Here is a 25,621-nt window from a genome sequence, read left to right as displayed (position 1 = left end):
TTTCACACCTCCCCAGTGCTACCAAAACCGCCTGTACGCTTTCCATTTGCGTTGTCATCGTCTGTTGTAAGGTATTTGACAAATACCCCTTGCATTATTCTTTGACCTTTAGAAATGGTTACAGGCTCTTTTGAGATGTTCATAAATAAGCCTTTAAATTCTTGCGGATAGTAATCTGAATCGATAATTCCTACTGAATTAATCAATGCAATGCCACGCTTAACTGGATTACTTGAACGGTCGTATAATTTCAATACTTCATCATCACCAAGTTGAACAGCTAGCCCAGTGCTTACCATTTTAATTTCATCAGGTTGAATCGTAACTGTTTCACTTGCTGAAATGTCATATCCTGCGCTATGTTCTGTCGCTCGTTCTGGAATAGTCGCATTTTCGTTTAGTTTTTTAAATCCTCTTGTCATTCTCCGTCCTCCACAGGCACAGCAAACTGCCAGTAACGCTCATCAATTGACTTGATTTCTTGTTCTGTTAATTTTAATGCATAATCTTTCCCTTTTGTAAATTCTAAGATTATTCCACTTTCCGCTTTTGATACGAAGGTTGAATCGCTAGTTGAATCGCTTAATCCAAAAACTTTTGGTAAGTCAATATAGAACAGCTGCGGTTTTTCTACTTGATAGCCTGTAATAGCTAAATGAGAAAGGATAAATAACTTATTATTTAGACCTCCAAAACCAAATCGTCTATCTTTAAATTGGAAATCATTCAGCCACCAAAAGCCTTTTTCTGTCAAAATATCAAGATTCTTCAAATCAGTAAGTGTGGCAAAATTATTCTGAGTTTTCAAGTATTTGATAGCTTTATCAACCTCTTCAGGCACGACTGGCAGGGCTTGCTGTTGGAGTTGGGATTTTAAATCAATGATTTGCGATTCTAGTTTAGAACTTCTGATTACTTCTTTTTCATAGCTATCATTGAGATTACTATATTTATCAAATAGCTCCTGATATTCTTCGTCAGCTTGTGCTATCAATGTTTTAACATGAACGGCCGCATAATATTTAGTGTCACCAATAGGATGCTCAATATTTTTTATTGGCAACTTTTCCAATTTCTCTTCAAACTTAGTCATTTTTCGTGTCCTCCAAGACAAATGGCATAAACCACTTGCCTCTGTTTAGTTGTATCTGTGCTACATCTTCTTTTTTACATTGATTCAAAGCTCTTCGTAACTCCAAGTTCTCAGCTTTAGATAGCTCTATTACGATATCTTCGCCAATATAACTTCCTTTAGTGAATTTCATTTTGAATCCTCCAAGATAGCAATTAGTTCGCTACCATTTTTTATTTTGATAATTTTTATTTTTCTGTAAAGGAAACCGCAACTGAAAGCTTCAATATCATTACCACATTCAAATTGGACTATGATTCGATTTTTTTCAGTTTTTAAAATAACTGTCATTCCTTCTTCAATCACTTTTAATAAACTTTCAACTGTCATTTCTTATCTCCTTTAAATATCGAATGGGTCATAATCAGGGTCATTGGCTAAACTCCAGCATGCCCCAGCTTCCCAACCGTCAATATGGCAAAATCCACACGTTTCACAAGTATATTCTGGATGGCACTCATGGCATCCCATGCAATCACAATCTATTTTGTTACCGCATTTTTTACACTTCATCTCATCCCTCACTTCACAACTCTGTCAAAGAGTTCACATGCATGGTATCTTCCATTTATTTTTACAATTCTAAAATCATCACGCTTAACTGATTTTTTAGTGAACTGGTCTTTTTCAACCGTTATGTATTTGTCAGTAACTTCGATAACTTTTAAGAATTTTGTGTCGCGGAAGCATATTTTATCTCCACGCCTTATTTCATTTTTGCTGAACATATTACTACCTCATATTTTATCTTCTAAGCGCTTTTAGCTTGTTCGTGATAAATTATCCATGAAACGTTTTAAGCGCTCAATGTAACCGTAATTTTCATGAATTATAGCTATTACAGTTCTATTTGTTTATCTTTGGTCAATTCTTCAAGTATTTTGTATAAATCTTTCCATTTCATTTGCTTTGAATGGTTATATTTATTGCAAATATCTAAGTAAAGCTGAGAAAGTTCGTGATTGTGCTTAGTTCGACCGCTAATTTTCACAGATAAGTCTTTTTTAGTGGCTTTGAAATTGTTATTTCTTGCCAATCCATACAGCTTTTTCAAAGTGTCAAAATTTGTTTTAATCAATTTTTTCTCCAATCGCTTCGAGTGATTTTTTAGCATAGTATCTAATTTGTGATGGATACTCCTCAATGCTGATAATTCCATCATCTTCAGGTTGATTATAAATGTTCTTCAGTGTCTTTTTCATGGTTTCGTTATCGGCTTTGAGCTTTTCATACTCTGATTTAATTACGATAATTTCTTTAATCATTCTTACACCTCTGTAATTTCAATTTCTATTCTGTTTTTCTCGTCATTAACCTTTTTAGCTTCAAGCCATACAATCTGGCTGTCGTCACTGTAATAACGCAACTTAGTCATATAATCTTGTAAGTTCTTCATAAGATTGTCTAAGTCAGGTCTGCTTGTTTTCCATTGCCACCAACGCTTTTTTTGCTTGATAGCGTAGAAGAAAGTAACGGATAGCTTCAAAGGAACGTTTTTTTCAAAGCACTCTTTCGGTTTATTTTTCATGAGTTGAGCTTTAAGGCTGTAGTTTTTTGTCCCTCTACGGTCATAGAATTGAAGTTTCCCTTTCACTTTTTTAATGCCTTTTTGCTGCTGAGTAGTTGGCATTTTATCTAATTCAAATTCAAACTTCACTTGCTTCTCCAAATCTAGCAATTGCAGGCATCTGAGCCATACGATTAAGGATAAAAATAATCTCATGCTCAGTTTTCTCTGCCAGCTTCTGCTTTTTAATTTTTCCAAGTGGGTAATGTTCGTTTTCCCACTGCTCAATGATTATTGTTTTCATTGCTTCTCCTAGAACGGCAATTGACTAACACGCTTATCTTTAATATTTTCAAAATTGAATGCTTTTTTTCCAATACCTCTGAACAAACGGCTATATGTCCTGTTATGATATTTTTTCTTATTTCATCACTTTTTAGATTAGTGGTAATAATAGTCTTAGTCCTTGCATCCAAAACTTCTGTCAGTAAAGACATCGACCATTCTGTTATTTTCTCGCTTCCAATATCATCAATAACTAATAAGTCAGTATTTCTAAAAACTTCCATGAAGTATTCAGTTGAATAAAAGCTGTCTTTATTATCAAAACTATCTTTGATTAAGTGAAGAACCTCTGACCAACTTGCAAAAATAACGGTTAAATCAGTATGCTGCAAACAATCTTTTAAGATGCTCATGGCTAGGTGACTTTTCCCTGTTCCTGCTGGCCCGCTTACTACAGTATTTCCCTCACCGCCAGTATAATAATATTCAGATACTTCTTTTGCGAACGCCAAAGCTCTCTTTTCTTCGTCAGTTACTGCATTAAAATTTTCAAAACTTGCTTTTTTTATTGTCATATCTCTCACAATGCTATTGCGATTAAGCCTTTTGACAAACTCAGCTTTTTTCCTACGTTTAATCACTTCTTCAGTCTCACGATAGACAACATCGGCATAACCACAGTTCATAATCAAAAAAGGTTCATGTCCACTCAATGCTGTTTTTTCGTTATTATCAAATTTATTTTTCTCTTTAAGATATTCGTAGAATTTAGAATAACTTTTTGAAACTTCATCGCTAGTCATCTTATTATCCGAAATGAATTTTTCAATTTCTGGATGGCTTGTTACATCATTTGCCATTGACCTAAATTTATTCATATCAACAAATTTTCCAATAACATCTCCGATACTTTCCATTTCTTCCTCCTAAAATGGCAATCCAAGATCATCATAAGGCTGTGCTTGTTCTTGGCGCATTGGTGTCTGGTTAAGGTAATTATCAAACTTCGTTCCGAATAAAGTTGACGGCTGTAAATATTTTTCTGCTGGTTGACCGTTTATTGTTTTACCTGTCCAGTCAGCAACTTTATTATCAACGACCTTCTTAAAGTCATCTAGTTTATAATCCTCATTCCACCTCGCTTTGATAAAACGTTTGTGAGCTTCAGTAGTTCTAAAACTTCGCCCTGTTTTTTCATTCAAGTAAGAAATAATTTCAGAATATGGAATAACATCGTCAGATTTATCTGACATAGTATTATTATTCTTTTTCTTATTCTTACTCTTATTCTTATCTTCTTCTGTTGCATCACGTGACGTCACGCTAACGTCACTATTCTCTAAAAGCTTCTTCCGTTCTCGATACTTCTTATTACGTTCAGCATTTAATTTTCTGATTTTCTCCATTCCATCAATGTTTTGGTGCTTTTCCCAATTACTGATACCAATCATGTTGTTATCATATATCTCAATCAACCCAAAGTCTCTGAATGTTTTGAGAGCCAATCTTACAGTAGAAACAGGCCTATTACACAAAGCAGAAATCATTTCATCAGTATATGGAATATGATTACTTAAATAGACAAGCCCAGAATCATTTGTTTTTCCCGCCAAACTAAGCAAGTAAACCCATATTCTAAAGATCGCATCATTTTCTGGCATCTCATCAATCAACTTCATTTTTTCATCATCGAAAATATTAACGCTCAATTTAATCCAACTAATTTCAACCATTCGATCTCCTTTCTTCTATATTTATTTCAAGTTTTATTTTTCAAATTAAAGGCTGGGGGATGTTGCGCATTGCCTATCCCCTCGAATTTAAGCATTTGTTACGCACGCTGCACCTGGTTGTTAATTAAAATGGTAGGTCATCATCTGAAATTTCCATTGGATCACTTCCAAAAGAATCATTATTTTGTGGTTTTGAAGCTGGATTACCAACTCGTTCACCATTTGCTTGATTACTTTTTTCTAGTACTTGGAAATTACTTGCGACAACCTCCGTAATATAAACACGTTGCCCTTGTTGGTTCTCATAGTTCCGAGTTTGGATATTCCCAATAACTCCAATTAATTGACCTTTATGAGTCCAATTGGCTAAGTTTTCGGCTGATTTACCCCAGATAACACAATTGATGAAGTCAGCTTCTCTTTCTCCATTAGCATTTTTAAATTGACGATTAACTGCAAGAGTAAATGAAGCAACTGCTTTATTTTGTGGTGTATATCTAAGTTCAGGTTCTTTAGTAATTCGCCCTACTAGAGTGACATTGTTAATCATTTTGTTCTTCCTTTTTTATATCTACGAATTTTTCGATATCATTGTATGCTTCATCAAGTGGCATTTTTAGCCAATCATTTTGTTCATCAACACTTGCCCCATAGTCTTTTCCGGCAATAATAGCCATTTTGTTAACTACAGCTTGAAGCTTTTTCTCATCAAATTCTTTTTTATCTTTACCAACAACATATAATTTAGGTGGAGTTGGTATCTCTTCTTCAGTAAAATCAGCTTTTGTATTTTGAACCTTTGAATTCTGAGGTAAAGCCCAACTTGGAAGCTGTGGATTCTTCCACCAAAAGTCCTTTTTTGAATTTTTATCAAAAACTTTGTTCCAACCATCAGTCTTTTCAAGTGAGGTTTGAGCAAAACTGGTAGGTAAGTCATATAAATATCTACCTACTCCCCATTGGACAGCTGCTCTCTTCATTGATCCAGATAATCCACCTTTGACTGCTTCAACCTGAGTATTTTCTGCGCCATCCCATTTGGTGACCCATTCATCTCCAAACTTAACGGATATACCACATAATGTTCCACCATCTGGAGCTGTTTTGAATTCGTTCTTCCATCCAGCAATTCCAAAAACTTCATCAAAACGTTCTTGAACTGCCCGATTATCCATATAAGCAAGAACCATAGCCCAAGGTTTCCCTTGTTTAGAAAATCCTGATTGTTGAACTCTCCAAACTACTCGGTCAGGTTGTAAAGGTTTTTGTAAGGCAAGCATTTGTTCTTCATAATCTGCCATGATTTACCTCAAACTTTAACTGTAAATTCTTCTGTTTTATCAAACTTGAAACCCTCTACGATTTCGCCATCTTCTGACACGAGCTGACCGCCATCTTTTACAAATGCTTTTAGCGCCTTTTTATTGACGCTCTCAGTCGTTTTAGTCTTAACAGAAATGAATTTGCCGAACCCTTTTTCTTTAAGCTCTGAAAGCAAATTATCGTCATAAGAAGCATTTTCTTTTTTTGAAAATCGAACACTACCATTGATTGTTTTCTTAGGACTTTTCGTCTCAAGAGTTAAATAATATTGTTCAGCCAGTCCTTTGAAATAATCCATTTCTTTCTGTTCTTCAGCTTGAAGTTTTAAACGGCGCTGTTCAATTTCATACAATTCGGCATTATATTTTTCTTCGATAGCTTTTCTTGATTCTTCAGCTTGAATTTCATACTCGTCACATTGGATTTGATGTTCTTTATATTTACCAAGTACCCAGTTCAGTTCACTATCATTTTTAACTTTATACGGTTCTTTTTCTTCCGTCATTTAATGTTCTCCGTTTCAAATTTTTAGGCATTCGTGGTATAATTTAAGTAGAAGTTTTGGCGAATTTCCTACTTGCTCTGCGTGCCATGCAGGGCTTTTTTATTTTGCTACTGTTAATTTTTGACGAAATTCATCATTTTTGCGACGAATAATTAATTCTGTTTCGGCTGATTCAAGTTTAGCTTCAATGGCTTTAGCGTAATCCATCCACTCATTGCGATTTTCTTCCATCGCTTTATCATGAGCTAGCAAATCTTTATTTTCAGCTAAAAGTCTGTCATAATCAGCTAACTTAGCTTTTTCTTCTTCTGTTTTAAATCCGAACATTTTATTTTCCTTTCTCTCTGAATTCATCTAAGCTGATGTCTAGTGCATCCGCTATTTTGACCATTGTTAGCCAACGAGGATTTTCAGAATTTCTTTTTTTAAATTGATGAATTTGTTGAGCACCAAGTCCTGTAACTTTTCCAAGTTCATACTCAGTCATATTTTTATCAACAAGTTTAGTTTTTATCTTCGACCACAACATTTAGTGTTCCTTTCTTGTTTTTTACATAATTAAACACAATATATAGTATGTTATGTTGACTAAAACAATTTGTAGCAGTATAATATAGTAGAATGGAATACCGCGGCTAGCTGTTTTTATTCAAAATATTAAATAGAAAGTTGGTACCCTATGGGAACATACCAAATCACTCATGTCCGTGTTTCGGATAACAACGCAACTTCTACAGAGAAGATTACTGATGTTAGACTAGCTGGCAATTATGCAGATTGCACAGTAGCTCAAATCATCAAATATCTTGAAAACAATAACGACTTCTTCTATACGACTGCTTATCAAACAGCTAAGTCATTTATAGAAGTTGCTACCTCATCACTTGGAAATAAGTACATTCGTACTAAGGCTAATTACACTACAAAAGATAATTTGCTCAGCCTTCCAAGATTCTAAATTTTGGCCCATTACTTATGTGATGGGTTTTATTTTTTTAACTGAGGTCCATCTTTTTCTGAAGGCTCATCAACTTCATACTTAAAAGTCACAAGTTGATTAACTTTTCCTTTAGTTTCGCTTGGCTCGTTGCTCAATGCATATTCAACGGGAGTTACTTCTCCGCTCAATGTACGTGCCAAAATTTCAGTAAGTTTTTGTTCAAATAATGTGTTTGATTTCATAAATTTCTCTTTTCTAGCGGAGCACCGCATTTAATAAATTAACTTGGTATGTGGAGGTAGTCGTTTTCTCCTTAATCATGTCTTGCCCGACATTTTAGTAATAAAAATCATGTAAATCTTCCAATAGATAGAAGACTGAACCACCTCGATTTATCGAAGGTAATCCGTTTTCTCTCCACTTTTTCAGCGTATCTGATGACATATGGAATTCTTTTAACAAATCAGACTGCCTGATTTCTCCGGTCTTGCTTTCATATTTGAAAAGCTCCTTTTGGAATTTCAGCCATTCATTCGTCATCTTACGAAATTCTTCTAGGACGCCATTGGCTAGATACGCAGCCATTGGATCATATCGTTCTCCCATAGCTTCTCCTTTCTAACTAGCTAAATCTTGTAAAAATTTGTTTACAAAATAGATTTGACCTTTGCCTGTTACTTTGGGCGTTTTGGTTACGGTGATCTTCCCACTATTATGAACGTGAGTGTTTTCGGTAAACTCTAAAATACCTAAATTCATCGAACGTTGAGTTGGTGAGTTATAATCGCTACCAATTTTTTTAACGAGGTATCCGTTATCTCTAAGCCAAGTAAATAATCGTTTCTCTCCGATATCAATTCCATTTTGTTTCAGGATTTTAGCTAAATCTCGAATGAGAATCGTGTTTTTGGAAGCTGAAACACTATCAGCGAATAACGCTTTTGGTTTCATTTGGCTTTTTTCTAGTTCAAGTTGCTTAATCTGATTACCTGCTTGAAGTAGTAAATCAGCCAAACCGTTACCAGAAATAACATCTTGTACTTTCGCATCCGTCATATACGCTCCGTGCTTGCGGATTGTTGGGAGGACTTCAACAGCCAACCAATCTGTGAATTTTTCAGATACAGCATTGTTTGCTTTGAATGCAAGTTTGTATACCATAGGTTCACTGATGAATGAACCTTTTTCAATTTCCCCAGAAAGTTGGGGAAGATATTTATTAATAGTTTCCCAGCGAATGCTCTCGTAAATCTTTCCACTCTTATTTTGCTTTTGAGTTAAACCTAACGATTTTGCGACTTGTTCTGCACTAAATAGAACTTCTTCTCCCTCGACTTTAACGTCAAGATTGAAAATTCCATTTGTGAAATTTTGTAATTCGTTCATATTTTTTCCTTTCTAACTAGCTTTAAACCGATTATATTCGGTTGTTTTTCCTAAAAAAATAAAATCAATAGGATAGTCGTAAATTTCTGCCAATTTTCTTGCTAGACTCATGGGAATTTCAGTGCTATCTTTTTCATAACTCAAAATAGTTTGATAGTTTTTTCCAACAATTTCAGCAACTTCTTTAGCTGAAAAGTCAGCATTTGTTCTTGCAGCTTTTAATTTAATTTTTGGTGGTGTTTTCTCTGCCATACTGGCTCCTTTCTGTGTGTGTATTTGAATCCTCCAAGTGCTATAATGATTGAGTAAATATTTCTCAGATATTTACTTAATATTATGGAAAGGAGGAATAGTGTAATGGATTATTCTGATATTGTGTTCACGTTGGAATTTGACGATGACGGAGCAAATTATAGAGCTAACGATTTTCTATCTAAAGGATGGAAACTTATTAGCGTTGGAACAAAATTAATTGATATTCTTGAAAATAATCAAGCCTACTACAATACTGCCTATGTTGTTGGAGCAACTAAAGAGCAGTATGAGGGCTATTTAATTCAGGAAGAAGAAGATTTAAAAGAATCTCAAAGGATTACTGACCGTTTTACTGATTAGATTTTAAGTGCCTCAAACTTTTGTTCATGGCAACTTTATAAAGTTCTGTATCTACTGAATACAGGACTTTATTTATTTGGATTACTGAAAGCTCGGTTTTTGATAGTACTTCAATTATTTTTTCGAAAGCTTCTTTTTCTTCTTCAGATAACAAATGATTAATCGAAGCACCATTGAAACCTCTTAAAATTTTTTCCATTTTCGTTTCCTTTCTATTTTTAAACTTCTGCTTTCGCAGTAAGGGAAGTTCAGGAATCGAACCTGTTCGCCAGTCTTCCCTGCTCATTGTGAGCGATATCATAACTCCGTGATATAATGTAAGTGACTAAACTAAAATTATATTGGAGGTTCTTATGAACAAAAAATTACAGATCAACTTGAAAGACTTAGCAGACAAATTGAATAATAAAATAGGTAAAGTTTTAGGGTGGATTGCAATAGCAATAGTGGGATTTAGTTTTAATAATATTTTAACTATTATTTCAAATCCTAAGCATTTTATTTATCAAGACATTTATAAAGATTTTTATAATTACTCATTTATATCTCCAAATTTAATGACGATATTTTTAATTTTCTCTTTTGTTATGGGGATAGCTTGTCTTTTTGCTATGGTATCTTTGATAATAAAAAAGAAATTTGTTTCATTTCTAGGATTACTAGTAATATTATTACTAAGTATATTTAATTTTTCTAATACTTTTTATTCCCTGAAAGGGATATCAGAAAATAGAAAAATAAGTGTAAACCTAGAAATAGTACATCCATTTATATCAGATAAAGAATATCTATTATTAAAATCTCAATATATGCAGACTAATTCAAAAGAAGAATTTGAAAAAATCAATAATAGGATAAGATACATAGCTAATAAAAACGATGCAAATATCAATTAAGATATATAGTATAATCCACAAAGCTATGAAGTTCGCTTTGTCTTGCAAAGTTTTTTGAGGTTTCGCTTTGTAATCAAGGAGATTAAGCAATAACCATCCACATACTATATTAAGTAAAAATACTCTAGTCATTAACTATCTTTCTGCCCCTCTGGGGCTTTTGGTTTTGTCAGTTCAACTGCTGCTTTATAAGCATTTGACCATTCAAATAACTGAGGTAATAAAGAGTCTTTGATAAATTGAACAGAAAAATCTTTTAACAGTTGTTTTTTGTACCACTCAACACTATGCTGCTGAATAGTTTCTCTGTAATGCGTGACTACTTTTTCCATTAGAACCTCCATTTGCCTGCAAGGGCTTTTTATTTGCCAAACTTGCTACTTACGTCGCGGTGGATACGTCGTGTACCGTCATTTGAGCCTGTTCCGTCCGCCGTACTGAATGCTCCATGTTTGTTCGCTTGTTTGACTTTATGAATTAATTATAACACCGATTTTATTCGGTGTCAACTATAAAAACGATTTTATTCGATATTTTTTAGCTTTTGTTATTTACACTACCGATTTTTTTCGGTATAATATATTTAAATATTAAAGGGAGATGGAAATGGGAAGATCAAAATTAACGCCAAGAGAAGAAGCATTAAAGCCTATTATTGCAGGTAATATAAAAAAATATTTAAATAAATTCAACAAGAAACCTGCAGATTTGCAACGAGGAACTGGAATAGCCCAAAGTACTATTAGTGATTATACTAGCGGAAAAACTTTGGTTAATCCTGGTAATGTTGAAAAAATTGCTAGTTTCTTTGGGATTTTAAAATCTGATATAGATCCAAGATTTAGCGATGAATGGGTAAGCGAAAATGAGTTTCCTATTATTGAAAAAACTATTGATGCAATGAAACAACTTGAAGAACCACGTCAAAAAATAGTTCTTGATACTGCTTCTTCTCAATTGGAAGAGCAAGAAAAGGCTAAAAGAGCTGTTAAACCAAAACCAAAAGTTACTCCTCTTTTTGATATAAATTCTCCGCTTACTGACGAAGAGCTTCAAGAGGCTGTTGACGAAGCTGTAGCTTTTGATGGTGTGCCTCTGACAGATAGAGAAAAAGAACTTTATAAACATTTGCTCCGTGAAACATGGGAAGAAGACCATGGCAGGGGGTAAAATATATGTCAGTTATAAAGGAGTTGCTTTCAGAACTCGCACTAAAAATAAAATACTATAATCCTTCAGATTACCCTCATCTTAAAGATGGAATGAAATTTAATATTAGAGGAACAGCTTATATTTTTATTGATATATTCAATAGTGAAAAGGTAACTCAGAATATATTACTTCACGAAATAGGGCACGTTTCCTTTGGACATAGACATCTTGATTGTCGTTCTTCTGGTTGGGACAGAAGGCAGGAAAGAGAAGCCGACCGCTATATGATTGAACATAGAGCCGATGAATGGCTTGCTCAGTTCGATTGGGAACCGGATGTTATTGATTATGATAAATTTATTGAATATTTTGAGTTAGAAAAACGTCATTATGGATTGGTTGTTGAGGTGTTTGATGAAATAATCGGTCAACCTCAACTAGATAGCCACTGTTTATAGTAAGGGATGAAAAATGGATTACACAGAATTTAGAAAATATGTTGAAGAAAATACTCGTGCTCAAGGTAAATTCTTAGAAAAAGCTACAATATACCTATTAGACAAAAACGCTAGTAGACAATCATCCGCAAAATGGCCTGATTCTCGAATTGAGAAAGAAGCTAACAAGATGTGGGATATGAACATAAGCGGCGCTTTCACAAACGTGGCAGAAGGAATTAAAAATGCAGAAAACAAGCCTCGCTTTCACAGTCACGAAGAGCAAGTAGATTACTGGATAAACTTCATGAATGAGTATGAGTTTTTAGAAAACTTTACTGACGGTATCGATGATATGGAATTTGAATAAATAAAACTTTAATACTATCGCTTTCTCCTTAATCATGTCTTGCCCGACAATAGAACAGGAGAAAAAATGAATATTAAAGAAGTTCAAAAAAAAGACGGTACAACCGTCTATAAAGTAAATGTCTATCTTGGTGTAGATAGCCTAACAGGTAAGCAAGTACGCACCACGGTTACAGCCAAGAACCGTAAAACGTGCGAGAATAAAGCTCACCAAGCTATGAATAAGTTTATCAAAAATGGCTCTACTGTTGCAAGAGAAAAAGTTTCATTTGACAATTTTAATGCCTTAGCCACTAGTTGGTTTGATTCTTATAAATTGACAGTAAAAGCAAACACTATCAGAATCAATAGTAATTTTTTAAAAAATTATATTTTGCCAGCACTCGGAAACTATAAAGTTGAGAAAATTACAACTGTACTATTGCAAAATATTGTTAATGACTGGGCTAGAAATGCCAATACTGCTGAAATAGTTAACGGTAATCGTGAAAAGGGAAAAAGTAAAGATTATAAATTGTTGCTCAATATCATCAAACGCATTCTTGATTATGGTATGCAATTAGGTGTTATTTCAGACAATCCAGCTATAAAAGTATTTTCTCCAAAACTCAAGACAAGAACAGTCAAAAAAATAAAGTATTTTAATAATGATGAACTTAAACGTTTCTTGGCTTACCTTGACTCGTTACAATCAACCACAACAAATAAAAAGAGCGCTACTCTATACAAGCTTTTACTTGCTACTGGTTTGCGTATCTGTGAGGCTTTAGCCTTATCATGGTCTGATATTGATTTTGTCAATAATACCGTTAGTGTTTCTAAGACACTCATACAATACAGCAATGAGATACAAGACAGCGCAAAAACAAAAGAAAGCAATCGTTTAGTTTCTGTAGATAGCGAGACAATTTCAATGTTGAAAGAGTGGAGAAAACACCAAAATTATGGTGCTATATCTTTGCATGATTCTCTAGTTTTCTCATATCATCAAAAAATGAGAACTTACGAACTCGAAAGACAGCACTTAGTTCGACACTTTAAAAAAGCAAAAGTTCCTAACATAGGTTTTCATGGTTTCCGTCACACTCACGCAAGCCTACTAATGAACAATGATGTAAATCCTAAAGAAATTCAAATGAGATTAGGACATGCAGACTATTCGATCACAATGAATTTGTACAGTCATCTTGCTAAAGAGAAAAAGAAAGAAACTGCTGAAAAGTTCGCTAATATACTTAAAGCACTATGATTTTTCGAGTTTTTTCCGAACGTAACTAAAAACGTAACTAACTAATATAATGACAACTGAAATCCCTTTATATAAGGGATTCTAGGGATTTGTTGTGATACAGAGCTATTATACCCTTAGTAGTCAATGACTGTCAATGACTTTCGTCAGATGATTTTCCTTAAATTTCTTAAAAACACTCTCTTTTCATGATTCTTTTGTACTATATATAATACTTAACCGTTTTCTATTTAAAGTAAAATTTTCTTGAAAGTAACAAAAAAACTGACATCTTGTCAGTTTTTTTGTTAAATTGATTCTTATTTTACACGAGCATCATCGCCCATGTCATCAACTTTTTCTTTGACTTTATCTACTTGATCAGATGTAAATTTCCCTGTTGTTTGAGCTGCGCCAACCACACGATCTTGTAAACTTTTTTCATCATCTTTTTGTTGTTCTTTTGTTTTAATATCAACAACTGTAACATTAACTTCAACAACTTCTAAATCAGTCATATCAGAAACTTCTTTACGAATGACATCCTTAATTTTTCGGTAAATATCAGGAACGTTCTTCTTGTATTCTGTGACTACTTTTAGGTCCACTGCAACTTGTTTTTTACCAACTTCTACACCGACACCTGCTGTAACATCATCTGTATTTACTAGTTTTCCTGTCAGATTTGAGAAAAATCCTCCATCGACAGACAATAGTCCATTGACAGATTCAAGGGCAAGTCCAACAATTTTTTGAATCACTTTATCTTCGTAAGTCAAGCTACCTTTAACTTCAGTTACTTCTGTTTTTGTGTTTTCTTGTACCATAATTTCCTCCTAGTATTTTCTTATTTTTTCTTTAATAGTTGTTCAATGATTCCCGTACGTTGAAGATAAAGGCCAACGAAAATTCCTAAGCCAATAAGTAAGAAGAGAAGAATCATTTTCCAAAATCCGATTGTGAAGATACAAATAGCTATAATTAAACCTACTATTCCTCCAATTATCGGATAGCGATATCTTTCTAAAAGATTCATTTCCACCTCCTTATTCTACACGACGACTTGTCGAACTTTTATTTTCAGCAAGTGAGCTAACTTTTATTTTTAATTTTAAGTCATAATTTATACCAAAGAAATTTTGGATACTTTCTTTAATTTCTTGCTCAATTTCTTTTGTTTTTTCGACAATCTCAACTCTGGGAATAATTTCTCCTTTAACATCAATTTTTATTTTGGCTTGATATAAAGTCACATTGATTTTTGGATTTCTGATATAACCGTTGTTACTAACAATTTCTCTGACCAATCCTTCGATTGCTGAAACTTTTAAAGTTAGATTTCCTGTTTTATCATCTAGTAGAACTTCCTGATAAGTTTTTGGATAAAAAATAAGAATCAGCAAACAAATTAACAATAATGCTCCTAAAATTGAAGAGCTGATAAATATATATTGGGAAAGATGATTCCCAATGTAAGGAATTTCTGATGAGGGCATAAGCTCCCAACGAAAATTCATATAATTAAAGTAATCCCATAATATGGGGATAAGAATGGTGAGAAAGAATAAATCAGCCAAAATAAAAATAAATTTTTTCCTTTTGACACGATACCTCCTCTCTTTTGCTGCTTTATCTAGTTGTTAGCTCTACCTAAGAAGAATGAAACGACAGCAACAACGATGACAGCACCAACAATAGAAGGGATAAGTGCCATACCAGCTAAACTTGGACCCCAAGAGCCTAAAAGTGCTTGCCCGACGAAAGACCCAACAAGACCGGCTAAAATATTAGCAATCCATCCCATTGATTTACCCTTATTTGTAATTGCTCCTGCAATTACACCAATAATAGCTCCAACAATTAATGACCAAATCATAAATACCTCTTTCTAGTACAGTTCCTGTACATTTTTAATATATCAAAGTTCAAGCAACTTTTAAAGTAATTCGCTTTCTTTTTATTACACTCTAACTTATTTACCATATTTTGATGTAAAAAAAGTTCTATCATTAAAAATGATAGAACTTTTAATTTATTATTGTGGATAAATTTAGTCGCCAAACTTATCTCCAACTTGTATTTTTTGACCTAGACCGTTAAGAAAGCTAACGATATCCATCTTGGGTTTACCTGCTGGTTGAACGAAAAGAAGTTCAAGGAGTCCCTCACCTGTGGCAACTTTTAATGATTTCTTCGTTTTTTCCACAATTTCACCAGCTTGTAAGTTACCGACAGAATCATCAACAACTTTTGTTTCATAAATCTTGAAACGCTCTCCATTCCATGTGGTATGTGCAACTGGGAATGGATTCATACCACGAACTTTATTGAAAATTTCACGTGCAGATTTATTCCAGTCGATTTTTTCTTCTTCTGGCGAAATATTAGGACTAAAAGTCACTTCATCTTCGTTTTGAGCTTGAGCTTTTAATTGGCCACTCAGGTATTTTGGCAATGTTTCAAGTAACAAATCACGTCCAACAAGGGCTAACTTTTCAAACATAGTGCCAACATTATCATCCTCAAGAATTGGAGTAGAATCTTGAGAAATCATGTCACCGGCATCCATTTTACGAATCATTTCCATGATGGTTACACCAGCTTCTTTTTCGCCATTCATAATAGCATAATGAATAGGTGCCCCACCGCGATATTTTGGTAGTAAAGAAGCATGAGTATTGACTGCAAATTGAGCAACATCTAATAATTTACCTGGCAAAAATTGTCCAAAGGCGGCAGTCACAATTCCAACTTCTCCTGATTCAAGGAGCGTCATGATTTGAGTCATTTCTACTGAGCCTGAAAGTTTTTCTGGTTGAAGAACAGGCAAGTTAACCGTTAAGGCAAGTTCTTTAACTGGTGTCATTCTTAATTCCTGTTTCCGACCAACCTTACGGTCTGGTTGAGTCACTACTGCTAGAATTTCATATTGATTAGAATCAATCAAACCTTTTAAAACGGTCGCAGCAAATTGTGGTGTCCCCATAAAGATAATTTTTGTTTTTGTCATAAGTTTTCAAACTCCTCGATAATAATTTTCTTTTGTTTCATTAATACTTGAACAGCCTTATCGCCTTTTGCCATTAACTGTCCAAGATTTTCTGGAATAATTTGCCAAGAAATACCAAATTTATCTTTGCACCAACCGCATTGTTCGGCTTCTTTAACATGAGAAAGTTTTGACCAATAATCATCAATTTCGGCTTGATTTTTACAAGTTACAGTAAAACTAACTGCTTCATTAAATTTGAAAATTGGACCGCCATCAAGGCAGATAAAGTCAAGGCCATTCAGACTAAATTCACCATTTAATACTTTTCCAGACATTCCTACGAAATGCTCATCTAGCTTTTCATCAGGATAATATTCGATGTTTTTGATTTTTGAATTTGGAAATACAGATACATAATAGTTCATTGCTTCTTTGGCATTGTTATCAAACCAAAGGCTTGGGATAATTTTTGCTTCCATAGTTGACCTTCCAATCTCTGTAAATTTCAGCTTTATCCACATGGGGATAATTATTGATTTCGGCAATTACTTTTAGGACAAGTGGAGATGAATTTTCTACTGACAAGTTTTTAATCGATTTCCAGACTGCTCTGTCAGAGTCATTTTTTCCGTCAGCAACAATTTGTGGTAATTTTTTGGCTACACTATTTAATTTTACATCAAAAAGGTTGAAAATGTGGTGCCCAACGACTCGACGGTCATTTTCATAAATCCAAGCCGAATACAGGCGATTATTAGTACTTGCAAGAACCGTAAACCCTGTTTCTTCAAGAACTTCTCGCTCTAATGTGTCAACCATTGATTCACCAACTTCTTGCGAACCGCCAGGTAAATCATAGCGATTTTGATAGGGACCTGAATTTTTTTCAATGACAAGTAATTTCTCATTGTCAATTGCCACACCATAGACTCCAAAATGCTTCAATAAATCGAATTTCTCAAACATATTTACCTCATTTCATTTCAAAAATGGCCGAAATTTTTCATGTTTTTGTTCAAATTCTTGAATTTCACAAATTTTATTTCCGGAAAATTTAACAAGAGAAATTCCATCAAGAATGCCTTCTTTACCTTCATAAAAACACCGGAAAGTCCATGTGAATAAAGCAGTCTCATTATCCACATAATATTTATCCACAGTCCATGACTTAACTTTGTTTTCCACAGGATTATTCCACTGACAGAACCATTTTTCAATTTCAGCTTTTCCTTGATACTGAGCGCCGAAATATTCTGTCCATAAAATATCTTCTGATAAAATTATCAGTAACTTTTTGATGTCTTTATTTAACCATGCGTCAATTGTTTGTTGAAAAAGTTCTATTTTCTGCATTTTCCACACCAACTTTCTTTTGTTTTCAAATTCTTAACTTTTTCACCTGTGGAAATTTTTATACAAAATTTTGTGGCTCACTATCAATCAATACTCGTAAATTTTTGTTATCCCGAAGTTGGGTTAATTCAAGCACTTGATTTAAAGCTGATTCTAATTCTTCTTCAAAACGATATTTAACTAAGATTTGATAATGATAAAGGTTATGTGTTCTGGCAATTGGTCTGGCGGTTGGCCCTAATATTTTAGCTTTTTCTGTCAAATTTTGCTTGAGTAATTGAGCGATCTCATAAGATTTTTGAATGGCAACTTCTTCATCTTGATGAGAAACAAGCACTTGAACGGTGAAATAATAAGGTGGATAGGAAAGTTCACGACGAAATCTCATTTCCATTTCATAAAATTTTTCGTAATCTTGAGCCTTGGTCATTTCAATAGCATAATGATGTGGATTGAAAGTTTGAATTAATACTTCACCTTTTTTATCTGCTCGTCCAGCTCGTCCAGCCACCTGCATCAACAATTCAAAGGAACGCTCACTCGCTCTAAAATCAGGTAGATTTAGGCCAGTATCTGCGTTAATGACACCCACTAAGGTTACGTTTGGAAAATCTAAACCTTTGGCAATCATCTGAGTTCCTAAGAGGATATCAGCTTCATGATTACCAAACTTTTCAAGAATTTTTTCGTGAGCATTTTTTGTCCGAGTCGTATCTACATCCATTCGCAAAACTCGTGCTTCAGGCATGATTTCTCGAAGTTCTTCTTCGACTTTTTGCGTTCCTGAACCGTAATAACGAATTTTTCGTGAATGACAATTAGGACAAGTTTGCGGAATTCCTTCGACATGACCACAATAATGACAATTCAAAGTTCGGGTATCCATGTGAAGGGTCAAGGAAATATCGCAATTGGGACAATCAACAACAAAACCACATTCACGACACATGACAAATGAAGAATAACCCCTTCGATTCAACATCAAAATGACTTGTTCATCTTTGTCAATTTTTTCTTTTATTTTTGTCAGTAAAGATTGTGAAAAATTAGCAGATTGGTCAGAAATTTCACTGCGCATATCAATGATTTTTATTTCTGGCAGGATTGCTGCTTCATTTGCCCTTTTTGTCAGTAATAAAAGTTCATAAACTCCGCGCATGGCACGTGCTCGCGTTTCTAAACTTGGCGTTGCAGAACCTAAAACAAGTCTTGCACCATGCCATTTTGCACGCAAAAGCGCAATATCTCTTGCATGATAACGGGGACTTGAATCTTGCTTATATGAAGTTTCATGTTCTTCATCAATGATGATAATTCCCAAATTTTCAACAGGTGCAAAAATAGCTGAACGTGCACCGACAACTACCTGAGCTTTGCCAGATTTAATTTTTCGCCATTCATCATATTTTTCACCATCAGATAAACCAGAATGCATAATCGCCACTTTATCTCCAAAACGAGCAATAAATCGATTAGTAATCTGTGGCGTCAAAGAAATTTCTGGCACAAGCATAATTGCTGTTTTACCGAGTTTGAGAAAATGGTCAATGGTCTGTAAGTAAACTTCTGTTTTACCTGAACCAGTAATTCCTTCCAACAAAAATGGTTTGTCAGAAGATGCAATTATTTTTTCGTAAGCTGCATTTTGTTCAGAGTTGAGAATTTTAGCACTGTCATTTTCCGCATCTTCAAATTTTTCTTTCGTCCTCGAAATTTCAACTTCTTCAATTTTGACTAGGTCATGCTCAACGAAAAATTTAATGATTTGTGAAGAAAAATTTAATGATCTGACAGCAATTTTTTCTTCTTGAAGTCTTAATAGAAAATATTTCAACTCTAAGCGTTTTTTAGCTCTCTTTTCAATTTCAAATTCAGCTAGTTTTTCGATATCTGGAATAGATAAGAATTTTTCTGTTTTTTTATTTTCTTTAGATTTTGCTAAATATTCTACTGACAGCTGACCCAAACGCACAGCCTTTGCTGACGAGATTTTTTCTGCTTCTGTCAGTTGTGACCATTTGACAGAAGTTCCGTCAGTCGATTTTAGGAGCTTGTCATAATTAGAATTCAAAAGATTAGGTAACATGGCTTTTAGACATGAAATTTTATAAGAAAATACTGAATGACGCATTTCATCTGCCAACCAAAGCTGTTCATCCGTTAGGACTGGCTCAACGTCGAGTAGTTCAGAAATTCCTTTCAAATTTACTGACGGCTCAAGTTCTTCATCTTCAAATCCAATGACAATTCCTTGAACAAGCCGGTTTCCACTTCCAAAAGGAACATGGACCCGCATGCCCACTTCAAGCAAATTTTCAAATTCAGCTGAAAGGCTGTAAGAAAAGGGTTTATCCGTCTGCATCAGAGGCACATCAACGATGACTTTAGCAATTTTCATTTATTTTTGACCTCCGTTTTCTTATCTTTAATTATAACAGAAAAGCATTTTTCCTGCTTTTGACTTATCCGCTTCTTACTGACAAAGCTGTCAGTAACTTTTAGAAATCAAAAAAGCGCCAATTGACGCTTAAAAAATTTATTCTGCGGCAGCTGCTTTAGCGGCGCGGCTATTTTTTTGTTTTGCTTCTTCTTCAGCTTCTTCTTTAGCAATTTGCTCTTTGATGAGTTGTTCTTTCATCTTAGCTTGCAAACGTTCCAATTCGCGTTTTTCAACTAAAGTTTCACGTTTCAATTCAGGTGATGGGTGAATTTTAACTGTTCCATCAGCAATTTCTTCCAAAGCACGCAAAGTATTTTTTACAGCTTTAAATTCTTTTGTTGGGCGTTCTTTATCACGCAATTCATGCGCACGTTTTGCTTCCAAAACTACTAAAGAATATTTTGAATCAACTTGGTCCAATAACTTGTCAATTGAAGGTTCTAACATCATAATTCATTACCTCATTTTCTAAACTTTTCATTCTATTTTTACTGACAGACTTGTTATCGTCAAAATACAATTCTGTCAGTAAAATTTATCAACTTAATCATTTCTGGCAGGACTATCAGTAGAATTGATAGCTCCTTCGCATTAAACTGATAAATCTGTCAGTAATTTTTCCAATTAAATCAAACTTTCACATCATCAATCATATGAACGTAGCGTTCAATCACGCGGTCCACTCGGTAATGTTCAGCTTCAATAATCTTCTTAACACGTTCGGCAGCAAGTTCAACTTTGTCATTAACGACGGCATAATCATATTCACTCATCAAGCGAATTTCTTCTTTTGCTTTTTCAAGTCGTGAAGCAATGACTTCAGCTGAATCTGTCCCACGTCCAACTAAACGTCCACGCAATTCTTCCAAATCTGGTGGAGTCAAGAAGACAAAAACACCATCTGGAACTTTTTCCTTCACTTGAAGCGCACCTTGCACTTCAATTTCTAGAAAAACATCTTTTCCTTCGTCCAATGTCTGATTGACATAAGTTAAAGGTGTGCCGTAATAATTTCCAACATATTCAGCATATTCCAGCATCTGACCATTGCGAATCATTTCTTCAAATTCATCACGTGTCCGGAAATAATAATCTTTTCCATCTACTTCGCCAGGACGTTGCTTACGCGTTGTCATTGACACTGAATATTCAAAGTTGTTTTCACTCTCAAAAATTTTAGCACGAACTGTTCCTTTTCCAACACCAGAAGGTCCAGAAAAAACAATTAATAAACCACGCTCACGCATTTTTTCCTCCGATATATCTCTAATTCCATCTCTTAATCAACGATTAAATTCATTCTATCAAAAGCTAGCTCTTAAAACTAGCTTTTGTAATAAAAAAGAAATATAATTTTGTAATAAGACACAAAAAAACTGTCAAAAGACAGTTTTTTATTTTGCATAGTCAATCGCTCGAGTTTCACGGATAACAGTAATCTTGATATTACCAGGATAATCCATTTCATCCTCAATTCGATTTTTCACATCACGCGCCAAAATCACAATTTGGTCATCCGTTAATTTTTCTGGTTTAACCATTACACGAATTTCGCGTCCAGCTTGCAAGGCAAATGCTGTTTCCACACCTTCAAAGCTTGTTGAAATTGCTTCAAGGTCTTTCAAACGTTTGATGTAATTTTCAATTGATTCACGACGAGCTCCAGGACGTGCTGCTGACAAAGCATCAGCCGCTGCAACAAGTACCGCAATGTTACTCAAAGGTTCTGTATCACCGTGGTGACTCGCAATTGTATTGATGACAATTGGATTTTCCTTGTACTTACGCGCAAGTTCTGTTCCAATTTCAACGTGGCTTCCCTCAACTTCATGGTCAAGTGCTTTACCAATATCATGCAAGAAACCTGCACGTTTAGCAAGTGCCACATTTTCTCCCATTTCGCCAGCCAAATTACCAGCAATATGAGCAACTTCGACTGAGTGATCAAGTACATTTTGTCCATATGAAGTACGGAAATGCAAACGTCCCATAATCTTCATCAAGTCAGGATGCAAGTTATGCGCCCCAACTTCAAAGGCTGCTTGTTCACCATATTCACGCATTTTATGATCAAGTGCTTTGCGGTTTTTCTCAACCAACTCTTCAATTCGCGCTGGATGAATTCGACCATCTTGAACTAATTGTTCAAGAGTCATACGAGCAATTTCACGACGAATTGGGTCAAATCCTGAAAGTACAACTGCTTCTGGCGTATCATCAATGATGACATCAATCCCAGTCAAAGCTTCAAAAGTACGAATATTACGACCTTCACGACCGATAATCCGACCTTTCATACCGTCGTCTGGTAAATTGACAACTGAAACAGTTTGTTCAGCTACAGAATCAGATGAAACGCGTTGAATAGCAAGTGAGATAATATTTTTAGCTCGCTTATCTGCTTCAACTTGAGCTTTTTCTTCGCTTTGACGAATAATTTGAGCCATTTCTTTTGTCAAACCATCTCGAGTTTCACTCAAAATAATTTCACGAGCATCATCTGTGCTCAAATTTGAAATACGCTCCAATTCTAGTCGTTTCTTTTCTTCAATATGCGCTAATTGTTCTTCTCGCTTACTGAGCGTATCAGTTTTTCTAACGAGGTTCTCCTCTTTAGAATCTAAGTTTTCTTCTTTTTTCGTTAAGGTATCATCCTTACGGTCTAAGATTTCTTCACGTTGTTTTAGGCGCTTTTCAGTCTCCTTTAACTCCTGACGTTCTTGCTTAAATTCATCTTCGATTTCACGACGCTGCTTTTGTTCTTCTTCACGAAGGGTGTAACGGGCTTCTTTTTTGAAGGCTTCAGCCTCCATTTTCAAAGACTCCGCCTCACGTTTAGCATTCGCCATCACCTCATTTGCTTTATTTTCAGCTTCATTAAAAAGAGATTCAGCATCCTGCTTATTTTTCTTTATATTTTGAGCGTAAAAAATAAATGCGACAACTAATACAACCAATAAGACCAAGAGAACGATAGAAATAATGTCCATTAGTCTCCTCTAAAGTCAGTAGTAATTCCAATAAATTCTACTCACAGTTTGATTATAAATTAATGTATTTTACATAGTAAAACACTCATTTATTATATCATTTTAAGGCTCATTATTCAATGAAAGATAGTGTAACGCTTTCAGAATAATTTAGAGTCAATTATGTCATCATAAATTGACCTCCTTTACGAATAAATAAAAACAGTTATTTTACTAACTGTCTTCATCAACTAATTTTCAAGTAAAGCAGCGGCTTCTTCATCCAAAATAAAAGTAACATTTGGATGCGTCCGTAAAATAGAAGCTGGAATTTCTTCTGTGATTGGCCCCTCAAGAACTTTTTTCATAATCTCTGCTTTCTTTTTTCCGTCAGCAAAAACTAAAAGTTGCTTGCTAGCTAGAACTGTTCGTGGACCAAAAGTGACATAAGGAGAAGCCGGTTCTTTATCTGTCAAATTTTTGATTGACTGATAAATCTCATCCCCTTCTTCAAATGGAACAGCAAAAATTTCTCGCTCAAAGCTTGTATGTCCAGGCATATTTGCACAAAAATGACCATCTTCTCCTATCCCCATAACAATCAAATCAATCCCACCGTCCTGTAAGATTTTTTGATCAAAAACTTGATTATTTTGAGCATTTAATTCATGAAGATTACCATCATCAATATGTACTCGATCATAAAAAGCTGTCTTTAAAGCACTCATTGTTAATCCATAGCGTTCACCAGCAAGTGGTACTTCATCAAAATTGTAATAATGGATATTTGAGCGATCAAAATTCATTTTTTGGAGTTTATCAATAAGAATTTCATACATTCCAAGAGGGGTATTTCCCGCTGTAAGCGAAAGATTTACCCTTTTTGAAAGCATCATCTTATCAAGAACAATCGCTGCAGCAAGTTCACTCATTGTGGCGTAATCTTTAGTGATTATTTTTTTCATAGAAGCTCCTTTTTTCTTGTTACTTCTATTTTACAGGATTAAGTATTCTATTTAAAGCAATTCTACTCGTTGAAAATAAAAAAAGCGGAAATCCGCTTTTTTTATTATTTTTTAAGAGCTGTTTTAAGTTCTTCAACCTTATCTGTTTGTTCCCATGGTAATTCTACATCTGTACGGCCGAAATGCCCGTAAGCTGCTGTTTGTCCGTAAATAGGACGGAGTAAGTCAAGCATTTGAATAATTCCTGCTGGGCGAAGATCAAATACTTTACGAATTGCTGCTAAAAGTTCATCATCTGAGACTTTACCTGTGCCAAAAGTATCAACATTGATTGACGTTGGTGTCGCAACACCAATAGCGTATGAAAGTTGAATTTGCGCTTTTTCTGCAAGTCCAGCTGCCACAATATTTTTGGCTACATAACGTGCTGCGTAAGAAGCTGAACGGTCAACTTTTGTTGCATCCTTACCAGAGAAAGCTCCACCACCGTGGGGAGCATACCCACCATAAGTATCAACAATAATTTTACGTCCAGTCAAGCCTGAATCCCCTTGAGGACCACCAATAACAAAACGTCCTGTTGGATTGATGAAGTATTTAGTTTCATCATCTAAAAGTTCAGCTGGAATAACAGCCTTGATGACTTTATTAATCACATCATCGTGAATTTCTTCGTTTGTTGCTGACGCAGCATGTTGAGTAGAAATAACGACTGTGTCAATGCGTTTTGCTTTGCCATTATCATCATATTCTACAGTTACTTGTGATTTTGCATCAGGACGCAAGTATGAAATTTCACCTGATTTACGTAAATCAGCTAATTTTTTAACTAATTTATGTGAAAGTGAGATGGCGAGTGGCATATATTCGGCAGTTTCGTTAGTCGCAAAACCGAACATCATTCCTTGGTCACCAGCACCAATCAAATCAAGCGGGTCAACTAATTGGCCATTTTTATCGCGAACTTCTTCGGCTTCATTTACCCCTTGTGCAATATCGCTTGATTGCTCAACAAGTGAGACGTGAACGCCCACTGATTTATAATCAAATCCATTTTCGCTATCTGTATAGCCAATTTTTTTGATTGTTTCACGAACGACATGAGCAATATCAACATAAGCTGATGTTGAGATTTCACCAAAGACATTGACCGTCCCTGTATATACGACCGTTTCACAAGCAACGTGTGCATGTGGGTCTTGTGCGAGAATGGCATCAAGAATGGCATCTGAGATTTGGTCTGCAACCTTATCTGGATGGCCTTCTGATACTGATTCTGATGTAAATAAATGTTTTTCTGACATTAAAAATGTCCCCCAATCTAAATTTTGGTTACAAGGCGTCTTTAAACTTATCTAATATTTGCTGACGAAAAACCTTCATAGGATAGCCGT

The 25,621-nt window shown here is 34.8% G+C and carries 43 protein-coding genes; 7 read left to right on the top strand and 36 right to left on the bottom strand.

Features of this window, described 5'->3' with window-relative positions:
* Nucleotides 1-2: 2 nt before the first annotated feature.
* From MHB61_RS11690 to MHB61_RS11615, 16 genes are all read right to left on the bottom strand, one after another.
* Nucleotides 3-422, bottom strand: coding sequence for a dUTP diphosphatase (locus tag MHB61_RS11690; protein ID WP_003129863.1), 420 nt, complete (start codon nucleotides 420-422; stop codon nucleotides 3-5).
* Nucleotides 419-1,093 (bottom strand): DUF1642 domain-containing protein, encoded by a 675-nt coding sequence (locus tag MHB61_RS11685; RefSeq protein WP_014570539.1) that lies wholly within the window; start codon nucleotides 1,091-1,093, stop codon nucleotides 419-421. The genes MHB61_RS11690 and MHB61_RS11685 overlap by 4 nt, the downstream gene beginning before the upstream one ends.
* Complete coding sequence (locus MHB61_RS11680) at nucleotides 1,086-1,265, bottom strand: hypothetical protein (RefSeq protein ID WP_043991166.1); 180 nt, start codon at nucleotides 1,263-1,265, stop codon at nucleotides 1,086-1,088. Before MHB61_RS11680 ends, MHB61_RS11685 begins: the two co-directional genes overlap by 8 nt.
* A complete protein-coding gene (locus MHB61_RS11675) occupies nucleotides 1,262-1,462 on the bottom strand; it encodes a DUF1125 domain-containing protein (RefSeq protein WP_014570743.1) in 201 nt (66 codons plus the stop codon). The genes MHB61_RS11680 and MHB61_RS11675 overlap by 4 nt, the downstream gene beginning before the upstream one ends.
* A 191-nt stretch (nucleotides 1,463-1,653) precedes the next feature.
* Nucleotides 1,654-1,860, bottom strand: coding sequence for a hypothetical protein (locus MHB61_RS11670; RefSeq protein WP_014570535.1), 207 nt, complete (start codon nucleotides 1,858-1,860; stop codon nucleotides 1,654-1,656).
* A gap of 110 nt (nucleotides 1,861-1,970) precedes the next feature.
* Entirely contained in the window at nucleotides 1,971-2,210 is a 240-nt protein-coding gene (locus MHB61_RS11665; protein ID WP_014570744.1) for a DUF1031 family protein, read from the bottom strand.
* The gene (locus MHB61_RS11660) at nucleotides 2,203-2,397 is read right to left on the bottom strand and encodes a hypothetical protein (RefSeq protein WP_014570745.1); all 195 of its coding nucleotides are present in this window, start codon (nucleotides 2,395-2,397) and stop codon (nucleotides 2,203-2,205) included. Before MHB61_RS11660 ends, MHB61_RS11665 begins: the two co-directional genes overlap by 8 nt.
* 2 nt (nucleotides 2,398-2,399) lie before the next feature.
* A complete protein-coding gene (locus tag MHB61_RS11655; RefSeq protein ID WP_014570746.1) occupies nucleotides 2,400-2,789 on the bottom strand; it encodes a RusA family crossover junction endodeoxyribonuclease in 390 nt (129 codons plus the stop codon).
* Complete coding sequence (locus MHB61_RS11650; protein ID WP_014570747.1) at nucleotides 2,779-2,943, bottom strand: hypothetical protein; 165 nt, start codon at nucleotides 2,941-2,943, stop codon at nucleotides 2,779-2,781. Before MHB61_RS11650 ends, MHB61_RS11655 begins: the two co-directional genes overlap by 11 nt.
* A complete protein-coding gene (locus MHB61_RS11645) occupies nucleotides 2,924-3,841 on the bottom strand; it encodes an ATP-binding protein (RefSeq protein WP_098408064.1) in 918 nt (305 codons plus the stop codon). Before MHB61_RS11645 ends, MHB61_RS11650 begins: the two co-directional genes overlap by 20 nt.
* A 9-nt stretch (nucleotides 3,842-3,850) precedes the next feature.
* Entirely contained in the window at nucleotides 3,851-4,657 is an 807-nt protein-coding gene (locus tag MHB61_RS11640) for a phage replisome organizer N-terminal domain-containing protein (RefSeq protein WP_014570749.1), read from the bottom strand.
* Between the two features lie 124 nt (nucleotides 4,658-4,781).
* Nucleotides 4,782-5,207, bottom strand: a complete 426-nt coding sequence (ssb, locus tag MHB61_RS11635) for a single-stranded DNA-binding protein (protein ID WP_014570750.1) — start codon at nucleotides 5,205-5,207, stop codon at nucleotides 4,782-4,784.
* The gene (locus MHB61_RS11630; RefSeq protein ID WP_137016309.1) at nucleotides 5,200-5,958 is read right to left on the bottom strand and encodes a Rad52/Rad22 family DNA repair protein; all 759 of its coding nucleotides are present in this window, start codon (nucleotides 5,956-5,958) and stop codon (nucleotides 5,200-5,202) included. Before MHB61_RS11630 ends, ssb begins: the two co-directional genes overlap by 8 nt.
* Nucleotides 5,959-5,966: 8 nt before the next feature.
* On the bottom strand, nucleotides 5,967-6,485 hold the full coding sequence (locus tag MHB61_RS11625; protein WP_014570752.1) for a host-nuclease inhibitor Gam family protein: 519 nt from the start codon (nucleotides 6,483-6,485) through the stop codon (nucleotides 5,967-5,969).
* A 99-nt stretch (nucleotides 6,486-6,584) separates the two neighbouring features.
* The gene (locus MHB61_RS11620) at nucleotides 6,585-6,812 is read right to left on the bottom strand and encodes a hypothetical protein (RefSeq protein ID WP_014570753.1); all 228 of its coding nucleotides are present in this window, start codon (nucleotides 6,810-6,812) and stop codon (nucleotides 6,585-6,587) included.
* Between the two features lies 1 nt (nucleotide 6,813).
* Nucleotides 6,814-7,014, bottom strand: a complete 201-nt coding sequence (locus tag MHB61_RS11615; RefSeq protein ID WP_014570754.1) for a helix-turn-helix domain-containing protein — start codon at nucleotides 7,012-7,014, stop codon at nucleotides 6,814-6,816.
* 150 nt (nucleotides 7,015-7,164) lie between these two features.
* Here MHB61_RS11615 and MHB61_RS11610 point away from each other — a divergent pair, with 150 nt between their 5' ends.
* Nucleotides 7,165-7,443: a DUF3892 domain-containing protein gene (locus tag MHB61_RS11610; RefSeq protein ID WP_014570755.1), complete on the top strand. Its 279-nt coding sequence runs from the start codon at nucleotides 7,165-7,167 to the stop codon at nucleotides 7,441-7,443.
* A 29-nt stretch (nucleotides 7,444-7,472) separates the two neighbouring features.
* Here MHB61_RS11610 and MHB61_RS11605 read toward each other — a convergent pair whose 3' ends face one another.
* The 4 genes from MHB61_RS11605 to MHB61_RS11590 form a co-directional block, all read right to left on the bottom strand.
* Complete coding sequence (locus MHB61_RS11605) at nucleotides 7,473-7,667, bottom strand: hypothetical protein (protein ID WP_014570756.1); 195 nt, start codon at nucleotides 7,665-7,667, stop codon at nucleotides 7,473-7,475.
* A 94-nt stretch (nucleotides 7,668-7,761) separates the two neighbouring features.
* Nucleotides 7,762-8,031, bottom strand: a complete 270-nt coding sequence (locus MHB61_RS11600; RefSeq protein WP_014570757.1) for a hypothetical protein — start codon at nucleotides 8,029-8,031, stop codon at nucleotides 7,762-7,764.
* Nucleotides 8,032-8,043: 12 nt separating this feature from the next.
* On the bottom strand, nucleotides 8,044-8,811 hold the full coding sequence (locus MHB61_RS11595) for a phage repressor protein/antirepressor Ant (protein ID WP_014570758.1): 768 nt from the start codon (nucleotides 8,809-8,811) through the stop codon (nucleotides 8,044-8,046).
* 12 nt (nucleotides 8,812-8,823) lie between these two features.
* A complete protein-coding gene (locus tag MHB61_RS11590) occupies nucleotides 8,824-9,063 on the bottom strand; it encodes a helix-turn-helix transcriptional regulator (protein WP_023189646.1) in 240 nt (79 codons plus the stop codon).
* Nucleotides 9,064-9,168: 105 nt separating this feature from the next.
* On the opposite strand from MHB61_RS11590, the gene MHB61_RS11585 reads away from it, so the two are divergent.
* Complete coding sequence (locus tag MHB61_RS11585; RefSeq protein ID WP_014570760.1) at nucleotides 9,169-9,426, top strand: hypothetical protein; 258 nt, start codon at nucleotides 9,169-9,171, stop codon at nucleotides 9,424-9,426.
* Here the strand turns inward: MHB61_RS11585 and MHB61_RS11580 are convergent.
* A complete protein-coding gene (locus MHB61_RS11580) occupies nucleotides 9,416-9,625 on the bottom strand; it encodes a hypothetical protein (RefSeq protein WP_014570761.1) in 210 nt (69 codons plus the stop codon). The genes MHB61_RS11585 and MHB61_RS11580 overlap by 11 nt on opposite strands.
* 154 nt (nucleotides 9,626-9,779) lie before the next feature.
* Here MHB61_RS11580 and MHB61_RS11575 point away from each other — a divergent pair, with 154 nt between their 5' ends.
* Entirely contained in the window at nucleotides 9,780-10,322 is a 543-nt protein-coding gene (locus MHB61_RS11575) for a hypothetical protein (RefSeq protein ID WP_014570762.1), read from the top strand.
* 131 nt (nucleotides 10,323-10,453) lie between these two features.
* Here MHB61_RS11575 and MHB61_RS11570 read toward each other — a convergent pair whose 3' ends face one another.
* Nucleotides 10,454-10,654, bottom strand: coding sequence for a putative transcriptional regulator (locus MHB61_RS11570; protein ID WP_014570763.1), 201 nt, complete (start codon nucleotides 10,652-10,654; stop codon nucleotides 10,454-10,456).
* A 274-nt stretch (nucleotides 10,655-10,928) separates the two neighbouring features.
* On the opposite strand from MHB61_RS11570, the gene MHB61_RS11565 reads away from it, so the two are divergent.
* The 4 genes from MHB61_RS11565 to MHB61_RS11550 all read left to right on the top strand — a co-directional run bounded on the left by MHB61_RS11565 (nucleotide 10,929) and on the right by MHB61_RS11550 (nucleotide 13,529).
* Nucleotides 10,929-11,492 (top strand): helix-turn-helix domain-containing protein, encoded by a 564-nt coding sequence (locus MHB61_RS11565; RefSeq protein ID WP_014570764.1) that lies wholly within the window; start codon nucleotides 10,929-10,931, stop codon nucleotides 11,490-11,492.
* Nucleotides 11,493-11,497: 5 nt separating this feature from the next.
* Entirely contained in the window at nucleotides 11,498-11,932 is a 435-nt protein-coding gene (locus MHB61_RS11560; RefSeq protein ID WP_014570765.1) for a zinc peptidase, read from the top strand.
* 13 nt (nucleotides 11,933-11,945) lie between these two features.
* Complete coding sequence (locus tag MHB61_RS11555) at nucleotides 11,946-12,281, top strand: hypothetical protein (protein WP_014570766.1); 336 nt, start codon at nucleotides 11,946-11,948, stop codon at nucleotides 12,279-12,281.
* Nucleotides 12,282-12,347: 66 nt separating this feature from the next.
* Nucleotides 12,348-13,529, top strand: a complete 1,182-nt coding sequence (locus MHB61_RS11550; protein WP_058207138.1) for a tyrosine-type recombinase/integrase — start codon at nucleotides 12,348-12,350, stop codon at nucleotides 13,527-13,529.
* 299 nt (nucleotides 13,530-13,828) lie between these two features.
* Here the strand turns inward: MHB61_RS11550 and MHB61_RS11545 are convergent, their stop codons facing one another.
* From MHB61_RS11545 to metK, 14 genes are all read right to left on the bottom strand, one after another.
* Complete coding sequence (locus tag MHB61_RS11545) at nucleotides 13,829-14,335, bottom strand: Asp23/Gls24 family envelope stress response protein (RefSeq protein ID WP_003131479.1); 507 nt, start codon at nucleotides 14,333-14,335, stop codon at nucleotides 13,829-13,831.
* Between the two features lie 20 nt (nucleotides 14,336-14,355).
* On the bottom strand, nucleotides 14,356-14,544 hold the full coding sequence (locus tag MHB61_RS11540) for a DUF2273 domain-containing protein (protein WP_012898445.1): 189 nt from the start codon (nucleotides 14,542-14,544) through the stop codon (nucleotides 14,356-14,358).
* Between the two features lie 10 nt (nucleotides 14,545-14,554).
* Nucleotides 14,555-15,094 carry an alkaline shock response membrane anchor protein AmaP gene (amaP, locus tag MHB61_RS11535; RefSeq protein WP_031299493.1) on the bottom strand — a complete coding sequence of 180 codons (540 nt, stop codon included), beginning with the start codon at nucleotides 15,092-15,094 and terminating at the stop codon, nucleotides 14,555-14,557.
* A gap of 47 nt (nucleotides 15,095-15,141) precedes the next feature.
* Nucleotides 15,142-15,384 carry a GlsB/YeaQ/YmgE family stress response membrane protein gene (locus MHB61_RS11530; protein WP_003131476.1) on the bottom strand — a complete coding sequence of 81 codons (243 nt, stop codon included), beginning with the start codon at nucleotides 15,382-15,384 and terminating at the stop codon, nucleotides 15,142-15,144.
* A 174-nt stretch (nucleotides 15,385-15,558) separates the two neighbouring features.
* Entirely contained in the window at nucleotides 15,559-16,518 is a 960-nt protein-coding gene (fmt, locus tag MHB61_RS11525) for a methionyl-tRNA formyltransferase (RefSeq protein ID WP_003131475.1), read from the bottom strand.
* Entirely contained in the window at nucleotides 16,515-16,979 is a 465-nt protein-coding gene (locus MHB61_RS11520) for a VOC family protein (protein WP_003131474.1), read from the bottom strand. Before MHB61_RS11520 ends, fmt begins: the two co-directional genes overlap by 4 nt.
* Nucleotides 16,945-17,466: an NUDIX hydrolase gene (locus tag MHB61_RS11515; RefSeq protein ID WP_003131472.1), complete on the bottom strand. Its 522-nt coding sequence runs from the start codon at nucleotides 17,464-17,466 to the stop codon at nucleotides 16,945-16,947. Before MHB61_RS11515 ends, MHB61_RS11520 begins: the two co-directional genes overlap by 35 nt.
* A 12-nt stretch (nucleotides 17,467-17,478) precedes the next feature.
* Nucleotides 17,479-17,853 (bottom strand): nuclear transport factor 2 family protein, encoded by a 375-nt coding sequence (locus MHB61_RS11510; protein WP_014570768.1) that lies wholly within the window; start codon nucleotides 17,851-17,853, stop codon nucleotides 17,479-17,481.
* 58 nt (nucleotides 17,854-17,911) lie between these two features.
* Nucleotides 17,912-20,251 carry a primosomal protein N' gene (locus MHB61_RS11505; RefSeq protein ID WP_137016310.1) on the bottom strand — a complete coding sequence of 780 codons (2,340 nt, stop codon included), beginning with the start codon at nucleotides 20,249-20,251 and terminating at the stop codon, nucleotides 17,912-17,914.
* 138 nt (nucleotides 20,252-20,389) lie between these two features.
* A complete protein-coding gene (gene rpoZ / locus MHB61_RS11500; protein ID WP_010906189.1) occupies nucleotides 20,390-20,743 on the bottom strand; it encodes a DNA-directed RNA polymerase subunit omega in 354 nt (117 codons plus the stop codon).
* Nucleotides 20,744-20,922: 179 nt separating this feature from the next.
* A complete protein-coding gene (gene gmk / locus MHB61_RS11495) occupies nucleotides 20,923-21,540 on the bottom strand; it encodes a guanylate kinase (protein WP_003131468.1) in 618 nt (205 codons plus the stop codon).
* 147 nt (nucleotides 21,541-21,687) lie between these two features.
* A complete protein-coding gene (gene rny, locus MHB61_RS11490) occupies nucleotides 21,688-23,283 on the bottom strand; it encodes a ribonuclease Y (protein WP_003131467.1) in 1,596 nt (531 codons plus the stop codon).
* 230 nt (nucleotides 23,284-23,513) lie between these two features.
* Nucleotides 23,514-24,227: a glucosamine-6-phosphate deaminase gene (locus MHB61_RS11485; protein WP_003131466.1), complete on the bottom strand. Its 714-nt coding sequence runs from the start codon at nucleotides 24,225-24,227 to the stop codon at nucleotides 23,514-23,516.
* A 104-nt stretch (nucleotides 24,228-24,331) separates the two neighbouring features.
* The gene (metK, locus tag MHB61_RS11480) at nucleotides 24,332-25,531 is read right to left on the bottom strand and encodes a methionine adenosyltransferase (protein WP_003131465.1); all 1,200 of its coding nucleotides are present in this window, start codon (nucleotides 25,529-25,531) and stop codon (nucleotides 24,332-24,334) included.
* Nucleotides 25,532-25,621: the final 90 nt, after the last annotated feature.

Source organism: Lactococcus sp. FSL K6-0773 (genome assembly GCF_038006485.1).
Lineage (GTDB): Bacteria > Bacillota > Bacilli > Lactobacillales > Streptococcaceae > Lactococcus > Lactococcus lactis.
The sequence above is the reverse complement of the archived record's forward strand: the minus strand, read 5'-3'. Positions and strand labels throughout refer to the sequence as shown.